Raw genomic sequence first — 15,187 nt, forward strand, 5'->3', positions numbered from 1 at the left:
TGGATGCTCATGCGGCCCCTCCCCGGGTTTCGCCATCCCTGGCGCGGCGCAGATACATGGCCTGCTTGGCCGCAAGATCGGCCTGTACCGCGTCGCGGAAGGCATCCCATTCGGTGTCGGCGCTGGTGACGGCGTCGTGCAGAGCTGACAGCATCGGGTTGTCGGCATCGGCGACCGGGTCCGCGGAGGACACGGCGGGCTTTTGCAAAAGCCCGTCGCCGCCAAGGGAATAAAGCGTCAGCAGCGCGGTGTTCATCTGCGCATCGACAAAGGCCAGCGCCGCACCTTCGACGGAGCTCATCAACTCGGTATCGAGCACCCATCCGCCGGTATTGTAGACCGTGACGGGCCGCGCAAAGCTCTCGGTCACAAGCGCATCGGCAAAGGGCTTGTGCGTGTGTCCGAAGATGAAGGACAGGCGCATGTCGTCGGGCGCGCTGTCGAGTTCCCGGCGCATCTGGTCGGCGACCACTTGGTCGATATAGGCACATAGCCCCTGCGTTGATGCGCGCGACAGGAACGCGGTATAGCTGAACCGCTCCATTTCCGAATAGCTGCCGACAAAACTGTCGACGAGGCCGCGCGCAAGCTGCAGCAGCGTTTCCGATACCTGCGCCGCATGCGGCAGCGGCAGGCTCGATTGCAGCATCCGCGCCAGGGCCGCCGCCATCCGGTCCTGCATCACATGCGCGCCGCCGCCGGTGACAAGCATTTCCTCCGCCCGCGCGATCTGACGCCCGAGCGGCCCGGTATCGCCAAAGCTGGACCAGGCGAAGTCGATCCAGCTTCCGTTCACGGTCTCCAGCGTCTCCGCCGTCATCGCCGGGGCGGGTTCGCCCGAGAGCGTCGCGCAGAGCCGCGTCATCAGCTTGTAGGCGGATTCGATGAAATGGCCGTGATGCAGCATGACGGCGCGGCGCTCTTTTCCGACCGTCACCGGCCCCAGCCCCTGATTGGGATAATACGTCACCACCGTCGCGCTGCCCGGTGGCATCAGCGCGTTGAGCGTGGCACTGCCCGTCCGCGTGGCCTGCGCGGCAAAGGCCGGGGTGACATGCGCCCAGTGATCGGCCTCGACCGGCGATCCGGGACCGGTGGCATAGCGCTGCGCGGTCCACAGTGCGTGATCGTGATTGCCCGGCAAAAAGGACATCTGCCCGCCCAGCATCTGCGGCGGCAGCGCCGCCATGAAACCCCCGAAGACCCCCGCCGCCACCTGCGGCGGGGCGAGAGACAGGTCGAGCGCATCGCCCAGGATCACGAGGTCATGCGCGTCCGCGCCCGACAATGCAGTAAGCGTCGTCCGTATCGCGTCGGCAAAGCGGGTGGTGGTGTTGCTTTTTGAGCGTGGGTCAACGGTGCCATCATCACCAATCACACTAAGCAGGCTTTCCTCTGCTCCGGCATGCAGATCCGACAGGATAATCGTTGCCTTGATCGAAATCGCCCCGGCCTTTTCAAAATCGGCCACATGTATGGATGCGGCAGGTCAGCATAAAACCTTTATCGAATGGTACCATTGGTATACCTTTGGAACAACAAACATTTCAGGTCATCCTGTGGCTGCATCGGACAGCCGCATCGCGGGTCATCGGCTCACATGGAAAGGCATGGCGTTTTTGAGAACGGGGCCGATCATTGACGGGCAAACTGACGTGACGGACAATGCGGGCGAAAAGCGCTGGGTCGCGAGTCTGATGCTGGATCTGGTGGATTCAACCGGCATCACCGAGGCACTGGGCGTGGAACGCGCTTTTGCGATGTTCGAGGATGTGCTGGAAACGGCGGTCGAGATCATCGAGTCGCATGGCGGGCATTTCATCGAATATGCCGGTGACAGCGTGTTCGTGCTCTTCGGTGCGCCGGTCGCCGTTGAAAATGCGACGCTCTCGGCCGGGCGTGCAGCCCTGCAGATTCTCGATCGTCTCGGCACTCGCAATGCCGAGATCGCCGTAACCTGCGGGGTAGAGCCGCGTGTGCGGATCGGTCTTGCAGCGGGCGAGGTTCTTGTCTCGGAAACCCGGTTCAGCGGGCAGTCGAGGGTCAATGCCCTGGGCAGTGCGGTGAACCTCGCGGCACGTCTGCAATCCGTCGCCACACCGAACGAGGTCTGGTGCTCGGAGGCGGTCGCCGACGAATTGTCGGGCCTCGCCGAGATCGAGGACTGCGGCACCTACTCACTCAAGGGCTTCAAGACCCCGCAACGGCTGTTTCGCGTCCACCGGATCCGGAGCACCGAGGATTCCCTCGACATCCGCATCGCGCGCAATTCCGGCGTGTTCGTGGGCCGCGCCGAGCCGCTGGCCCGCCTGACCCGCTGGTTGCAGGGGAGGGCCGGGGACGATGGCGCGCTCTGGGTGTCGGGGCCTGCGGGCATCGGCAAGTCGCGGCTCGTCCGGCAGGCCCTCGGGCATCTGCCTGACGGTGTCGCAGTGCATTACGGCAAATGCCGCGCGGCGGATCAGGCCTCACCGCTGCGCCCCGTGCTGGGGCTGCTGCGCGCGGCGGCCCGGCATGACGGGGTGATGGCGACACCGGATTTCGCGCCTTGGCTGACCGATCTGACCGGTGCTGCCGATGCCGGCCTGATCCGGCTTCTGACCGGGGGGCAGACGCTTGAGACCGCGCACGACCGGGACGCAGATCAGGACACCGGCGAGGCCGTGCGGACCCGTCGCCATATCGCACAGGCAGTGCGCCGACTTGCCTGCGATCCGGCCCGGCGGCTGGTGATCGAGGACATGCACTGGATCGACCCGGTCAGCCGTGAGGTGCTGCACGAGATGTTGGACGAGGCGCCGCCGGAGCTGCGCCTGCTGACGACAAGCCGGGATAGCGCGCCGCACCAGCCGCCCTGGGACGAGGCGCGCCTGGCACCGCTGACCGAAGCGGATGTGACGCGGATGCTCGAGGTCGCGCAGCCCGAGATCGCCGACAAATCCGCTGTGGCGCGCGTCATCTTCCGTCAGAGTGAGGGCAACCCGCTCTTCGCCGAAGAACTGATGCGCCATATCGGGGCCAATGGCGCAGGGACGCTGGACGCCCTGCCACGGGCCTCGGGCATCGGAATGATCCAGAATCTGATCTTTAGCCGTTTCGATACCCTGCCCGCGCCCGACAAGGCGTTTCTGCGGCAAGCGGCGATCCTCGGCCGCGAAGTCCGGCCCGCCTGGCTCGACCGCATTGCAACGGGGGACACCCCGCTCGAGGCGATTCTGAGCCGCGCCGCAGAGATGCATCTTGTCGATCGGGTGCAGCCGGGTCAGGCCCTGCGGTTTTCCCATGTGCTGTTCCAGAATGCGATCCGCGACAGCATCACTGATAGCCAGGCCTGCGAGTTGCACCGACACGCCGGAGAGATTCTCCTGGCCGCTGATGCCCGCGATGAGAGCGACGACCTGACGCCCGATCTCGCCTATCATTTCGACCGTGCCGGCGACTGGCGGCGCGCCGCGCTCTACAATGTGCACGCGGCGCAGGCGGCGTGGCGGGTCTATGCGCTCGATGTGTGCCTCGACCATCTCGACCGCGCCGATGCCGCGCTTGACAGCGGGGGTGCGGACGCGATGACCGACGTGGTGTTCGCCGATTTCGTCACCATCTTCTGCCGGGTTCTGGACGTGGCCGGGCGTTGGAGCAAGCTCTCGGACGTGGCGGCCCGGCATTTGCCACGGCTTCAAGGCCAGGCGCAGGACCATGCCTATCTGGTCGTGCTGATGCTGAATGCCAAGGCGTTCAATCAGCAAGGCTGTCTCATCGAGGCGGAACAGGCGATCACGGACACGTTGACGCTGGCCGAGCAGACCGGCGACGCGAACGCGCTCGCGATGGCCCGCACCGTGCGCATGGATATCCTGAACGACGGACCCGACGGGGCCCGCCGCGAGGACCTGCAACGGCTGTTCGAGGAAACCCGCGCCTATGCTCATTCGGGGGCCGATCCGCATATGGCGCAAATGCGGCTCTACGAGATGGCCGCCTTCTGGCGGCAGGACGGGGAGGTTCCCCGAGCGCGCGCCCTGGCCGCCGAGATCCTCGCCTATGGCCGCGAGCACGACGATGTCCGGGCGCGGGCCTTCGGCGGCTGGATCATGGCCTCGATCACGGCGATGGTCGAGGAATACGAGGCCACCCGGGGCTTTGCCGCCGAGGCCATGCGCAACGCGATCCCCGGCACGATGGATTATACCACCGCCCAGGCCTTCCATGCCGGGGCCACATTGATGCTGGGAACGCCTGCGATGACGGCGGAGGAGTTGCGCAGGCTGTCGGATACCCGGCTGGACGCGGGCGACACCACGATGGCGATCATCGCGGTTTTTTATGCGGCCGGCAGCCTGTTCTCGCAGGGGCGCATCCGCGAGGCGCTCGGCGCATTGGCGCGGACCGACGCGCTTGTCCGCTCGGGCTGCGAATGGGGCCTGCGCCAGCAATATCTCATCAAACGTGCGGAATCTTTCCTGACGGTGGCGGGCCTTCTGCCCGCGCCGTTGCCGCAACCGCGGCTGGCCTTGCACGAACTCCCCGCGGCGGTCAGGCTGCGGCTCAAGGCGAAAGCCCTTGCAAGCGCCGCCTATGACGAGCTTGAGCGCGATTTCGATGGCGGCCATGGCCTGCATGGCGCGCGTGTCGATTTTGGGCGCGGGCTTCTGGCCGGGCGCAAGGGCCGCGACCGCATCCGGCGCGCGCTGGACGTTTTTCGCGCGCAGGAGGTGCCTGCACTGGTCGAACTTGCGCAGAAGGTTCTCTGATCCTGCCGACCGCATCGTGCCGGGATCGGAACGGCGGCGGAGGCCGTCCGGGCGTCACTCTGGCCAGCTTCGATCGAGCTTTTCCAGTAGATCGCGGTTGAACAGGGCGGTCAGCGCATTGGCGAGGGAGATGTTGTCATCCATCTGCCGCCGAAGCTGCACGCGGTCCCACATCACGACGCGGCTTCCGGCGCGCAGGCTGACGTTGGCATTCGCGCCGTAATCGCCGCCGCGCAGAAAGGACATCTCGCCGATGAAGCGCACCGGCACCAGCCGCGAGGTCTTGCCGTTGCGTTGCAGGTTACCCTCGCCTTCGAGAGAGAGGACAAGCCGGTCGGGAACCTCGCCCTGCCGACAGATCGTCGTATCCTGCTGAATGACTGAGCAAGTGGCGTGTCGCATGATCCGCCGGAATTGTCCCGGGTTCAGGGTCGGGAAATGCCGGAACAGCGCGCGACGTTCCGCGCTCATCCACAAGGTGGAACGATCCAGCAGGACGAAGGTCAACGCGTAGATATTGGCGAGCGCGAGCAAGCTGCTGGCAAAGACCGCCTCCCAGAGCGGGGCTGGACCGACCATGAGATAGTAGCCGATGTAGAAGAACGTGCCGGTCAGCAAGAGCAACCGCAGCCACAACTCGTTGCGTGTCATCAGCCCCAGCAACTGGAACGTCACCGCGAGGATGGCCAGCAGCTTGACCGATGCGAGAAAGGAGAGCGTGAGAGACATGCGGTAAATCCCTGCGGTTCAGTCGTAGCTTACAGCGTGCCGGATTGGATTGGAAACACCGCCCTGGCCTCTGCGCCCGGACCCCTCGGGGGCCCATTCGAACCGAATCGCGCGGGACTTCGGACGGCCGCCATCACGATCGGCCATTCCCTGTCAGAACATCCCCATCGCCAGCCCGGCGGCCAGAGCCTGACCGACTTCGCGACATTGCGCCAAGTCCGCGTCGGGGATCGACTTCGGGGCAAGGATCGCCTCGGGTGTCTGGGCATGGGTGCAGAGGATCAGCGGTTCCTGAACCGCGCGCAACCGCCAGCCCCGCGCGATCCGGGCGGCCTGGCGGGCGGCGTTTTCGCCATCCGACCCGGCGCAGATCATCTGGGCATAGGCGCGTCCCTCGATCCGGCCCAGCACGGGGTAGTAGCACCGATCGAAAAAGTCCTTCATCACGCCGGACAGCGCGGCCAGATTTTCGGGCGCACAGAAGAGATAGCCATTGGCACCCAGCAGATCATCCGGCCCGGCCTGCTCGGCGGGTTTCAGGGAGGTCTCGGTCTCTTCCCGGGCCCCCTCGAAGGCGGCCTGCGCCATCTGTTGGCTGCCGCCGGTGCGCGAATGATACACAATGAGAAGCTTTGCCATTCGGGCAAACTAGCGGCGATTGCACCGCGTGACCACAGCCATCGCCAGAGGCGCGGCCGGGTTTCCGGATCCGGGGCACTGCATCACGCCTTTTCCGGAAACAGCCAAGCGGAGACCGGAACGATCGCGCGGGTGACAACCGGCATCAGCAGAAGCCCGGTGGACAGCCCGATGATGCCGTCCATCGTGGCAGTCACCGCCCAGGTTACAAAGCCCGCGCCGGTGCCTGCGGCCTCGGCGGCCCGGGCCGCCGCGTGCTTGATCACCTCGTAAGGCAGATGCCAGCCCAGATCGTGGAGCCCGTGCACGAGGATGCTGCCCCCGACCCAGAGCATCGCGACGGTGCCGATGGTGGCGATTCCCACCATCACCGCGGGCATCGACTTGACGATCCAGCGCCCCAAGGCCCGTGACAGGGCGAGGCGTCCTTGTGCGCTCAGGAAAAGCCCGAAATCATCGGCCTTGACCAAGAGCGCCACGGCCCCATAAACCAGCGCCGTGATACCGATGGCCACCACCGCCAGCGCCACGGCCTCGATCCAGAAACTGTCGATCTCGATCTGCGCGAGCGAGATGGTCATGATCTCCGCCGACAGGATGAAATCGGTCTTGATCGCGCCTTTCACCCGCTTCTCCTCGAGATGCGCGGCATCGAGCGTCTTGGCCTGCTGCGGTCCGTGATCCTTGTGCGGCACGATCAGATGCCAGACCTTCTCGGCGCCCTCGAAACTCAGATACGCCCCGCCAAGCATCAGGAGCGGCGTCAGCATCCAGGGCAGAAAGGCATTCAACAGCAAGGCCACCGGCAAGAGGATCACCAGCTTGTTGAAAAACGACGCGCGGGCGATCTTCCACACGATCGGCAATTCGCGCGCGGCGGGCAGGCCGGTGACGTATTTCGGCGTCACGGCGGCGTCGTCAATGACCACACCGGCGGCCTTGGTCCCGGCCTTGCCCGCCTGTGCGGCCACATCGTCGAGCTGCGTGGCCGCCAGCTTCGCGATCGCCGCCACGTCGTCAAAAAGCGCCAGTAATCCGCTCATGCCATTCCCTGCCTTGGTTCGCTGCTCTGACTGCCGCCCTGTCCCAGTTCGAGACGGTCAGGCGACGATGTCGCAGTTTCCGGTCGCGTTCAAGCCGACTGCGCCGAGGCAGGCGACTGGATCATGGTCGGTTTTGGACAAGAGGCCTGACAGACCGCCCCGGCTTGGGACCGGAGCGGCACCACGCCAGCCGCTCAGTTCAGCGCCTTGTCGGTGATCTCATGCGTCCAGGCCGCGTCGCCCGGATGCTTGGTGATCACCGGATCCGAGCCGCCCGACAGCAGCGACTCGACCGTGCGTTCGAAATCCTCCGGATCGAGCGCGCCGTTCGACCCGGAGGTCAGCTTGGCGATCTCCTGCATCATCCGCGTCTGATGCTTTTCGGTCTGCGCGCCGGTGGCATCGTTGTCGAGCACGATCATCGCTGCCTCCTCGGGGTTCTCCTCGGCCCATTTCCAGCCTTTCATCGAGGCCCGCACAAAGCGCACCAGCTTGTCCACCTCCTCTGGGTCGGACAGCTTGTCCTCATGCACATAGAGCCCGTCTTCCAGCGTCGCCGAGCCCTGATCCTCGTATTTGAAGGTGATCAGCTCGTCCGGCGAGATGCCGGCGTCGATCACCTGCCAATACTCGTTATAGGTCATGGTGGAGATGCAATCGGCCTGGTTCTGCAACAGCGGATCGACGTTGAAGCCCTGTTTGAGCACGGTCACGCCATCCTCGCCCCCGTCCGTGGGGATGCCCAACTGGCTCATCCAGCTCAGGAACGGGAACTCGTTGCCGAAGAACCACACGCCCAGGGTGCGGCCGGGGAAATCCTCGGGTGTCTCGACGCCGGTGCTCTTGAGGCAGGTCAGCATCATCCCGGAGGATTTGAACGGCTGCGCGATATTGACCAGCGGCAGCCCCTTTTCACGCGCCGAGAGGGCGGCGGGCATCCATTCCACGGTGACATCCGCGCCGCCGCCCGCGATCACCTGCGTGGGTGCGATATCGGGGCCGCCGGGCTTGATCGTGACGTCGAGGTCTTCTTCCTCGTAAAAGCCCTGATCCTGCGCCACGTAATAGCCCGCGAACTGCGCCTGCGTGACCCATTTGAGTTGCAGCGTCAGGTCATCTGCGGCCTGCGCCATGCCCGACCACAGCCCTGCCGTGGCGAGGCCAATCGTTGTTGCCAATGTCTTCATGTCGGTCTCCCTTGTTGTGGTTCTAGTTTACGTCATGAACGGCCCTGTTGCGATGGGTGCCAGAATGTCACGCGTTTCTCCAGGAGCGCAACCGCGCCATAGAAGGCCGAACCGGCAACCGCCGCAATCACGATCTCGGCCCACACGAGATCGAGCGCCAGCTGGCCCACCGAGGTCGAGATGCGAAAGCCCATGCCCTTGATCGGAGAGCCGAAGAACTCGGCCACGATGGCCCCGATCAGCGCCAGCGTCGAGGCGATCTTGAGCCCGTTGAACACAAAGGGCATGGCGGCGGGAAGGCGCAGCTTGACGAGGGTCTGACCATAGCCCGCCGCATAGGTGCGCATCAGGTCGCGCTGCATCGCACCCGCCTCCTGCAAGCCCTGCACGGTGTTGACCAGCATCGGAAAGAACACCATCACCACGACCACCGCCGCCTTGGATTGCCAATCAAAACCGAACCACATCACCAGAATCGGGGCCATGCCGATGATCGGCAGGGCGGCCACGAAATTGCCGACCGGCAACAGGCCCCGCTTGAGAAACGGAAATCGGTCGATCGCCACCGCCGTCAGGAACGCCGCGCCGCAACCCAGCACATAGCCGGTGAGCGCGCCCTTGATGACGGTCTGCACGAAATCCTGCCACAGAATGTGGGATTTCGCGGCGAAGGTCACGGCGATCTGCGTGGGCGGCGGCAAGAGCACCGGCGAAATCCCCAGGCCGCGGACCAGCGATTCCCAGATCAGGATGATGGTGATCCCGAAGACTGTCGGCACGGCCAGCCGGGTGGCGCGCGTCGCTGGGCGGTGCGACAGGCGATGATTGATCCACCATCCGACCGCCCAGGCCAGCAGACCGAAGACAAGCCAGCCCATCACGCCATCCCCATGCGTCTGAGGGTCATGCGCTGCACCAGCCCGATCAGCCCGACCAGAACCGCCGCCAGCGTCGCCGCCATGATCAGCGCGCTCCAGATCTGGATGGTCTGACCGTAATAGCTGCCCGCCAGCAACCGCGCACCCAGCCCCGCCACCGCCCCGGTGGGCAATTCACCCACGATCGCGCCCACCACGCTCGCCGCCATGCCAATCTTGAGCGAGGTGAAGAGATAGGGCATCGACGAGGGCAGCCGCAGTTTCCAGAAGGTCTGCGCCGGGCTGGCATTCCAGGTCCGCATCTGGTCGAGCTGCATGGCACCGGGGCTGCGCAGCCCCTTCACCATGCCCACCACCACGGGAAAGAAGCTCAGATACATCGAGATCATCGCCTTGGGCAGCAGCCCCGAAATGCCCACGGCATTGAGCACCACGATGATCATCGGCGCGATGGCGAGGATCGGGATGGTCTGGGACGCGATCACCCAAGGCATCACCGACATGTCCATGGTCCGGTTGTAGACGATGCCGATGGCGAGCGCGATGCCGAGCGCGGTTCCGAGAAGAAAGCCGAGCGCGGTGGAACTGAATGTGATCCAGCTGTGATAGAACAGCGAGCGCTTGGAAAAACCGCGCCCGGCCAGCACCATCGCGCCAGTGGTCTGCCAGATCTCGACCGCCACCTGATGCGGCGCGGGCAGCTTGGGCTTGTCCTGGCTCCAGGTCGCCTCGACCAGCGCGGGCAGGCTCAACTCCTGCCCCGCCCGCGTCGCCTGATCGCGCACCCATTGGGCATTGAGCGCCACGGCGGCGGCATACCAGATCACGAGAATCGCGGCGACGATGGTGAGAATGGGCAGGAGGTTGCGCATCATGCCCCCTCTGCCTTCACTGTTCTCAAAATACTCAAATCGCAGCGCTGAAATCGAGCGCGGAGTTTGAGTATTTTAAGAACGATGAAAGGAATTGGTGGTTTTCTGGCGGCACGGTACAGGCTGGAGAGCCGATGACCGTGAACGGTGAAGACCCCTCTCCCCGTCTCTGGGGAGGGGGCGTTGCCATGGCTTGCGGTCTCAGACCTCATCGCCATGCCCCGCGCGCAGCCCGTCCCGTACCCGGTGGGCGATCTCCAGAAACTCGGGCGTCTCGCGGATATCGAGCGGGCGCTCTTTCGGCAGCGGGCTTTCGATCACATCGGTGATGCGGCCGGGGCGCGGGCTCATGACCACGATGCGCGTGCTCAGATAGACCGCCTCGGGAATCGAGTGGGTGACGAAACAAATGGTCTTGTCGGTGCGGTCCCAAAGCTGCAACAGCTGCTCGTTCAGGTGATCCCGCACGATCTCGTCAAGCGCACCGAAGGGCTCGTCCATCAGCAGGATGTCGGCATCAAAGGCGAGCGCGCGGGCGATCGAGGCGCGCTGCTGCATGCCGCCCGACAACTGCCAGGGGAATTTCTTTTCGAACCCCGCGAGATCGACCAGTTCGAGCACCTCGCCGACGCGCCGGGCCTGCTCTGTGCGATCATAGCCCATGATCTCCAGTGGCAGGCGGATATTGCCGCCAATCGTGCGCCAGGGATAAAGGCCCGCCGCCTGAAACACATAGCCATAGGCCCGGTTGCGCCGCGCCTCTTCGGCACTCACCCCGTTGACGGTGATGCTGCCGCCGGTGGGATGCTCCAGATCGGCCATGCAGCGCAGGAAGGTCGTCTTGCCACAGCCCGACGGACCGATGAAGCTGACGAAATCGCCCTTGTTCACGTCGAGGTTCACATCCTTGAGCGCATGCACCGGGCCATCGCCCGTCTGAAAGGTCAGGCTCAGATCAACTGCTGAAATGACGCTCGCTCCGGTTTGATTTGCCTCAGGGGCTCTCATTGTGGTTCACTTCTCCGGTAATGTGGTCCGTCCACGCGTTCCGAAAGGATCCCGCCATGACCGACAAGACGCATAAGACCTGCCTCAAGTTGCGCCCCGCCGCGACGTATGACGGCAAGCAAGGATTCGAATATTCCGAAGGAATTGCAACGGAAACCGCAGGATCGCAGGGGATCTGCATGCATTTTCTGACGGTTCCGCCCGGTGGCCGGGCAAAGGCTCACAAGCACGCGACCCATGAGACCGCGATCTACATGCTGTCGGGTACCACGGTGATGTATTGGGGCGAGCGGCTGGAACATCGCATGGAAACGGAGCCGGGCGACATGGTCTATATTCCGGCCGATGTGCCGCATCTGCCGTTCAATCCCGGCCTTGAGCCGGCGCAGGCGATCATCGCCCGCACCGACCCGCATGAGCAGGAAAGCGTGGTGCTGCTCCCGGATCTCGACGCGCTGGTGCCGGATTAGAGCGGCCCGGTCTGCGCAGGCCAAGCCCATCAAATCCCCGCCGGAATGTTCAGCGGATCGCGCTGGATCATCTTGGGCGCGGTCAGCGCCTTCCACTTCGACAGCGCCTTGTGCGCCGAGGGGAAGGCCGGGCGGGGGACAAACCGGCCCCGACCGGGCTGCGGCTGCGAATTCTGCCCCCAGGCCCAGATCACCTCGCCCCGGCTGAGGGTATAGCGCGGCTGCGCCGTCACTTCGAACCCCTCAAAGACGTTGTAATCGAGGATCGAGTGGTGGTTGGCGGGGCTGATCGTCTTGCTGATCTTCGGATCCCAGACCACGATATCGGCGTCCGCCCCTTCCACGAGCGCGCCCTTCTTGGGATAGATGTTGAGGATCTTGGCGACATTGGACGAGGTGACGGCGACAAATTCGTTCATCGTCAACCGGCCCGTCTCGACCCCATGCGTCCAGAGCACGGCCAGCCGTTCCTCGAGCCCGTTCGAGCCGTTGGGGATGAGGCGGAAATCGTCGCGCCCGGCGCGTTTCTGCTCGGTCGAGAAGGCCGCGTGATCGGTGGCCACCACCTGCAACGACCCGGCCTGCAACCCGGCCCAGAGCCCGTCCTGATGCTCCTTGGAGCGAAACGGCGGTGACATCACGCGGCGCGCGGCATGGTCCCAGTCGGTGTTGAAATACTCGGATTCGTCAAGCGTGAGGAACTGCGCCAGCGGCTCGCCATAGACGCGCATGCCCTTTTGCCGGGCGCGCCGGATCGCCTCATGCGCCTGCTCGCAGCTGACATGCACGATATAGAGCGGCACCCCCGCCGCATCGGCGATGCAGATCGCCCGATTGGCGGCCTCGCCCTCGAATTCGGGCGGGCGGGAATAGGCGTGGCCCTCGGGCCCGGTGATGCCCTGGTTGAAATATTTCTCCTGCATCTCGGCCACAAGATCGCCGTTCTCGGCATGCACCATCGGCAGCGCGCCCAGTTCGGCGCAGCGCTTGAAGGAGGCGAACATCTCGTCATCCTCGATCATCAGCGCGCCCTTGTAGGCCATGAAATGCTTGAAGGAATTGACGCCCATGTCGACGGCATCCTTCATCTCGTTGAAGATGGTCTCGTTCCAGCCGGTGATCGCCATGTGATAGCCGATGTCGGAACAGATCTGCGGCGCGGATTTGCGGTGCCATTCGTTGATCGCGTTCTTGATGCTGCCATCGGCACCCGGCAGGCAGAAATCGACGATCATCGTGGTGCCGCCGCAGGCTGCGGCCCAAGTGCCGGTCTCGAAGGTCTCGGCGGCGGTTGTGCCCATGAAGGGCATTTCCAGATGGGTATGCGGGTCAATACCGCCGGGGATCACATAGGCGTCGGTCGCGTCGATCGTCTCGTCGCCCTTGAGGTCAGGGCCGATCTGCTTGATGGTCTCGCCCTCGATCAGCACATCGGCCTTCCAGATGCGGTCAGCGGTGACGACGGTGCCGTTCTTGATGACTTTGGTGGTCATGTCATGTCTCCCTGTCTATCTGCCTTCCCGGGGCTTCATCGTTCCGAAAATACTCCGGGGGTTTGGGGGTTGGCCCCCAATCAGTCCACGATTTCCGCCGTCTCCAGCACTGCATGCAGCAGCACATCCGCCCCTGCGCGCGCCCAGTCGGGGGTGATCTCCTCGGCCTCGTTATGGCTCAGCCCGTCCTTGCAGGGGCACATCACCATTGTGGTGGGGTAGACCTTGTTGATCCAGCAGGCGTCGTGCCCGGCCCCCGAGACGATGTCCATATGGCTGTAGCCCAGCCGGTCCGCCGCCTCGCGGACGCGCCCCACCAGCGTTTCATCAAACGCGGGCGGATCAAAAAAGCCCACCACCTCGGATTTGAAATTCACCCCGACATCGGCACAAAGGCCGGGCGCGGTCTCGTTCAGTTCCGTCACCATCGTCTCCAGCGTCTCGAGCACGTGAGAACGGAAATCCACGGTGAACACCACCTTTTCGGGGATGATGTTGCGGCTGTTGGGGTAGACGTCGATCTGACCGATCGCGCCCACGGCATTGGGTTGATATTGCAGGGCAATCTCGTGCACCAGTTCGGTCACCCGCGCCAATGCCCGGCCCGCGTTGCGGCGCATATACATCGGCGTGGAGCCGGTATGCTGGCCCTTGCCGGTGACCGTGCATTCGATCCAGCGCAGGCCCTGCCCATGGGTGACGACGCCCACTTCGCGGCCCTCGGCCTCCAGGATCGGGCCCTGTTCGATATGCAGCTCGAAAAAGGCGTGCATCTTGCGGTCGCCGACCTTTTCGGGGCCTTTCCAGCCGATCCGCTCCAGCTCGTCGCCAAAGCGCTTGCCCTGCGCATCGACCCGGTCGTAGGCCCAGTCGCGCTCCAGCACGCCCGCGAAGACACCCGAGGCGAGCATCGCGGGGGCAAAGCGGGTGCCTTCTTCATTCGTCCAGTTGGTGATGACTATGGGATGGCGCGTCTTGATGTCCAGATCGTTGAGGGTGCGGATGATTTCGAGCCCCGCCAGCACGCCCAGCACACCGTCGTATTTGCCGCCCGTGGGTTGTGTGTCGAGGTGGCTGCCGACATAGACCGGCAGCGCCTGCGGGTCGGTGCCCTCGCGTCGCGCGAACATGTTGCCCATCTCATCGACGCCCATGCTGAGCCCCGCCGCCTCGCACCAGGATTGAAAGAGGGCGCGCCCTTCGGCGTCTTCATCGGTCAAGGTCTGACGGTTGTTGCCGCCCGCGATGCCGGGGCCGATCTTGGCCATCTCCATGATGCTGTCCCACAGGCGATCGCCGTTCACATTCAGGTTCGGTCCCGGTGCGGTCACATTGCCTCTCCCTTGTCTGTCGCCGCGCCGGGGTCCCTCGGGCCCCCTCTTGCCAACGGCTGCATCCTGACCATATGGTCAAAAACCAGAGCATCACAGGCTGACCAACCGGTCAAGAAATTTCTAGGCTTTTCGACCATGTCGCAGACCGACCGCCCACCGCGCAAGCAGGACATCCGCCAGGAAAACGAGCGGCAGATCCTTGACGCCGCCGAGAAGGTCTTTGCCGAGGCCGGGTTTGGCGGGGCGACCATGCAGCTCATCGCCGATCTGGCCGGCCTGCCCAAGGCGAACCTGCATTACTATTTTGCCACCAAGGAAGCGCTTTATCGCCAGGTCGTCCAGAACATCTTTCAGGACTGGCTGAAGGCCGCGGACATCTTCGATGCGGCGTCCGGCCCGGTCGAGGGGATCGGGGCCTATATCGACGCAAAGATGGAGATCAGCCGACGCCATCCGGCAGGATCGAAAGTCTGGGCGTCCGAGGTCATGCACCGCGCGCCGGTCATTCAGGACTATCTCGAGACCACGCTGATCGACTGGACCGAGGATCGGATTCGGGTGATCCGGCGCTGGATAGACGAGGGCCAGATGGATGCGATCGACCCGCGCCATCTGCTCTATATGCTTTGGGCCACCACCCAGCACTACGCCGATTTCGGCCATCAGATCGAAACACTGAATGGCGGTCTCCCGTTGAGCGAGGCGCAATGGCAGGCCGCGAAAGCATCGGTGAAGGCGATCATCCTGAAGGGGATCGGCGCGACGGACAGCGAGGCATGATCC

The 15,187-nt window shown here is 64.3% G+C and carries 13 protein-coding genes; 3 read left to right on the forward strand and 10 right to left on the reverse strand.

The annotated features are described in order from the left end of the window. Positions 1-7: 7 nt before the first annotated feature. On the reverse strand, positions 8-1,471 hold the full coding sequence (locus tag ACSSV4_RS13955) for a hypothetical protein (protein WP_454275739.1): 1,464 nt from the start codon (positions 1,469-1,471) through the stop codon (positions 8-10). 139 nt (positions 1,472-1,610) lie between these two features. Here ACSSV4_RS13955 and ACSSV4_RS13960 point away from each other — a divergent pair, with 139 nt between their 5' ends. Continuing rightward, positions 1,611-4,751: an ATP-binding protein gene (locus tag ACSSV4_RS13960; protein WP_454275740.1), complete on the forward strand. Its 3,141-nt coding sequence runs from the start codon at positions 1,611-1,613 to the stop codon at positions 4,749-4,751. Positions 4,752-4,805: 54 nt separating this feature from the next. Here the strand turns inward: ACSSV4_RS13960 and ACSSV4_RS13965 are convergent, their stop codons facing one another. The 7 genes from ACSSV4_RS13965 to ACSSV4_RS13995 all read right to left on the reverse strand — a co-directional run bounded on the left by ACSSV4_RS13965 (position 4,806) and on the right by ACSSV4_RS13995 (position 11,107). Beyond that, complete coding sequence (locus ACSSV4_RS13965; protein WP_454275741.1) at positions 4,806-5,480, reverse strand: cyclic nucleotide-binding domain-containing protein; 675 nt, start codon at positions 5,478-5,480, stop codon at positions 4,806-4,808. 153 nt (positions 5,481-5,633) lie between these two features. Beyond that, positions 5,634-6,119 carry a flavodoxin family protein gene (locus ACSSV4_RS13970; RefSeq protein ID WP_454275742.1) on the reverse strand — a complete coding sequence of 162 codons (486 nt, stop codon included), beginning with the start codon at positions 6,117-6,119 and terminating at the stop codon, positions 5,634-5,636. 83 nt (positions 6,120-6,202) lie between these two features. Continuing rightward, positions 6,203-7,162, reverse strand: coding sequence for a DUF808 domain-containing protein (locus ACSSV4_RS13975; protein WP_454275743.1), 960 nt, complete (start codon positions 7,160-7,162; stop codon positions 6,203-6,205). 194 nt (positions 7,163-7,356) lie between these two features. Further along, complete coding sequence (locus ACSSV4_RS13980; protein ID WP_454275744.1) at positions 7,357-8,349, reverse strand: ABC transporter substrate-binding protein; 993 nt, start codon at positions 8,347-8,349, stop codon at positions 7,357-7,359. Between the two features lie 32 nt (positions 8,350-8,381). Next, the gene (locus ACSSV4_RS13985; RefSeq protein ID WP_454275745.1) at positions 8,382-9,227 is read right to left on the reverse strand and encodes an ABC transporter permease; all 846 of its coding nucleotides are present in this window, start codon (positions 9,225-9,227) and stop codon (positions 8,382-8,384) included. Further along, positions 9,227-10,102 carry an ABC transporter permease gene (locus tag ACSSV4_RS13990; protein WP_454275746.1) on the reverse strand — a complete coding sequence of 292 codons (876 nt, stop codon included), beginning with the start codon at positions 10,100-10,102 and terminating at the stop codon, positions 9,227-9,229. The genes ACSSV4_RS13985 and ACSSV4_RS13990 overlap by 1 nt, the downstream gene beginning before the upstream one ends. Positions 10,103-10,300: 198 nt before the next feature. After that, complete coding sequence (locus ACSSV4_RS13995) at positions 10,301-11,107, reverse strand: ABC transporter ATP-binding protein (RefSeq protein WP_454275747.1); 807 nt, start codon at positions 11,105-11,107, stop codon at positions 10,301-10,303. Between the two features lie 56 nt (positions 11,108-11,163). On the opposite strand from ACSSV4_RS13995, the gene ACSSV4_RS14000 reads away from it, so the two are divergent. After that, the gene (locus ACSSV4_RS14000) at positions 11,164-11,577 is read left to right on the forward strand and encodes a cupin domain-containing protein (protein ID WP_454275748.1); all 414 of its coding nucleotides are present in this window, start codon (positions 11,164-11,166) and stop codon (positions 11,575-11,577) included. 29 nt (positions 11,578-11,606) lie between these two features. On the opposite strand, the gene hydA is transcribed toward ACSSV4_RS14000, so the two are convergent. Both hydA and ACSSV4_RS14010 read right to left on the reverse strand, forming a co-directional pair. Further along, positions 11,607-13,070: a dihydropyrimidinase gene (hydA, locus tag ACSSV4_RS14005; protein ID WP_454275749.1), complete on the reverse strand. Its 1,464-nt coding sequence runs from the start codon at positions 13,068-13,070 to the stop codon at positions 11,607-11,609. Between the two features lie 80 nt (positions 13,071-13,150). Beyond that, a complete protein-coding gene (locus tag ACSSV4_RS14010; RefSeq protein WP_454275750.1) occupies positions 13,151-14,401 on the reverse strand; it encodes a Zn-dependent hydrolase in 1,251 nt (416 codons plus the stop codon). A 138-nt stretch (positions 14,402-14,539) separates the two neighbouring features. Between ACSSV4_RS14010 and ACSSV4_RS14015 the strand changes: the two genes are divergently transcribed. Beyond that, complete coding sequence (locus ACSSV4_RS14015) at positions 14,540-15,184, forward strand: TetR family transcriptional regulator C-terminal domain-containing protein (protein WP_454275751.1); 645 nt, start codon at positions 14,540-14,542, stop codon at positions 15,182-15,184. Positions 15,185-15,187 lie beyond the last annotated feature (3 nt).

The sequence above is a fragment of the Roseovarius sp. MBR-154 genome, from assembly GCF_053628595.1.

What these genes read in the sequence shown, in the direction of transcription:
- hydA (WP_454275749.1), bottom strand. Translation starts at nt 13,070, where the DNA reads ATGACCACCAAAGTCATCAAGAACGGCACCGTCGTCACCGCTGACCGC.
- ACSSV4_RS13980 (WP_454275744.1), bottom strand. Translation starts at nt 8,349, where the DNA reads ATGAAGACATTGGCAACAACGATTGGCCTCGCCACGGCAGGGCTGTGG.
- ACSSV4_RS13960 (WP_454275740.1), top strand. Translation starts at nt 1,611, where the DNA reads ATGGCGTTTTTGAGAACGGGGCCGATCATTGACGGGCAAACTGACGTG.
- ACSSV4_RS13965 (WP_454275741.1), bottom strand. Translation starts at nt 5,480, where the DNA reads ATGTCTCTCACGCTCTCCTTTCTCGCATCGGTCAAGCTGCTGGCCATC.
- ACSSV4_RS14000 (WP_454275748.1), top strand. Translation starts at nt 11,164, where the DNA reads ATGACCGACAAGACGCATAAGACCTGCCTCAAGTTGCGCCCCGCCGCG.
- ACSSV4_RS13970 (WP_454275742.1), bottom strand. Translation starts at nt 6,119, where the DNA reads ATGGCAAAGCTTCTCATTGTGTATCATTCGCGCACCGGCGGCAGCCAA.
- ACSSV4_RS13995 (WP_454275747.1), bottom strand. Translation starts at nt 11,107, where the DNA reads ATGAGAGCCCCTGAGGCAAATCAAACCGGAGCGAGCGTCATTTCAGCA.
- ACSSV4_RS13985 (WP_454275745.1), bottom strand. Translation starts at nt 9,227, where the DNA reads ATGGGCTGGCTTGTCTTCGGTCTGCTGGCCTGGGCGGTCGGATGGTGG.
- ACSSV4_RS14015 (WP_454275751.1), top strand. Translation starts at nt 14,540, where the DNA reads ATGTCGCAGACCGACCGCCCACCGCGCAAGCAGGACATCCGCCAGGAA.
- ACSSV4_RS13990 (WP_454275746.1), bottom strand. Translation starts at nt 10,102, where the DNA reads ATGATGCGCAACCTCCTGCCCATTCTCACCATCGTCGCCGCGATTCTC.
- ACSSV4_RS13975 (WP_454275743.1), bottom strand. Translation starts at nt 7,162, where the DNA reads ATGAGCGGATTACTGGCGCTTTTTGACGACGTGGCGGCGATCGCGAAG.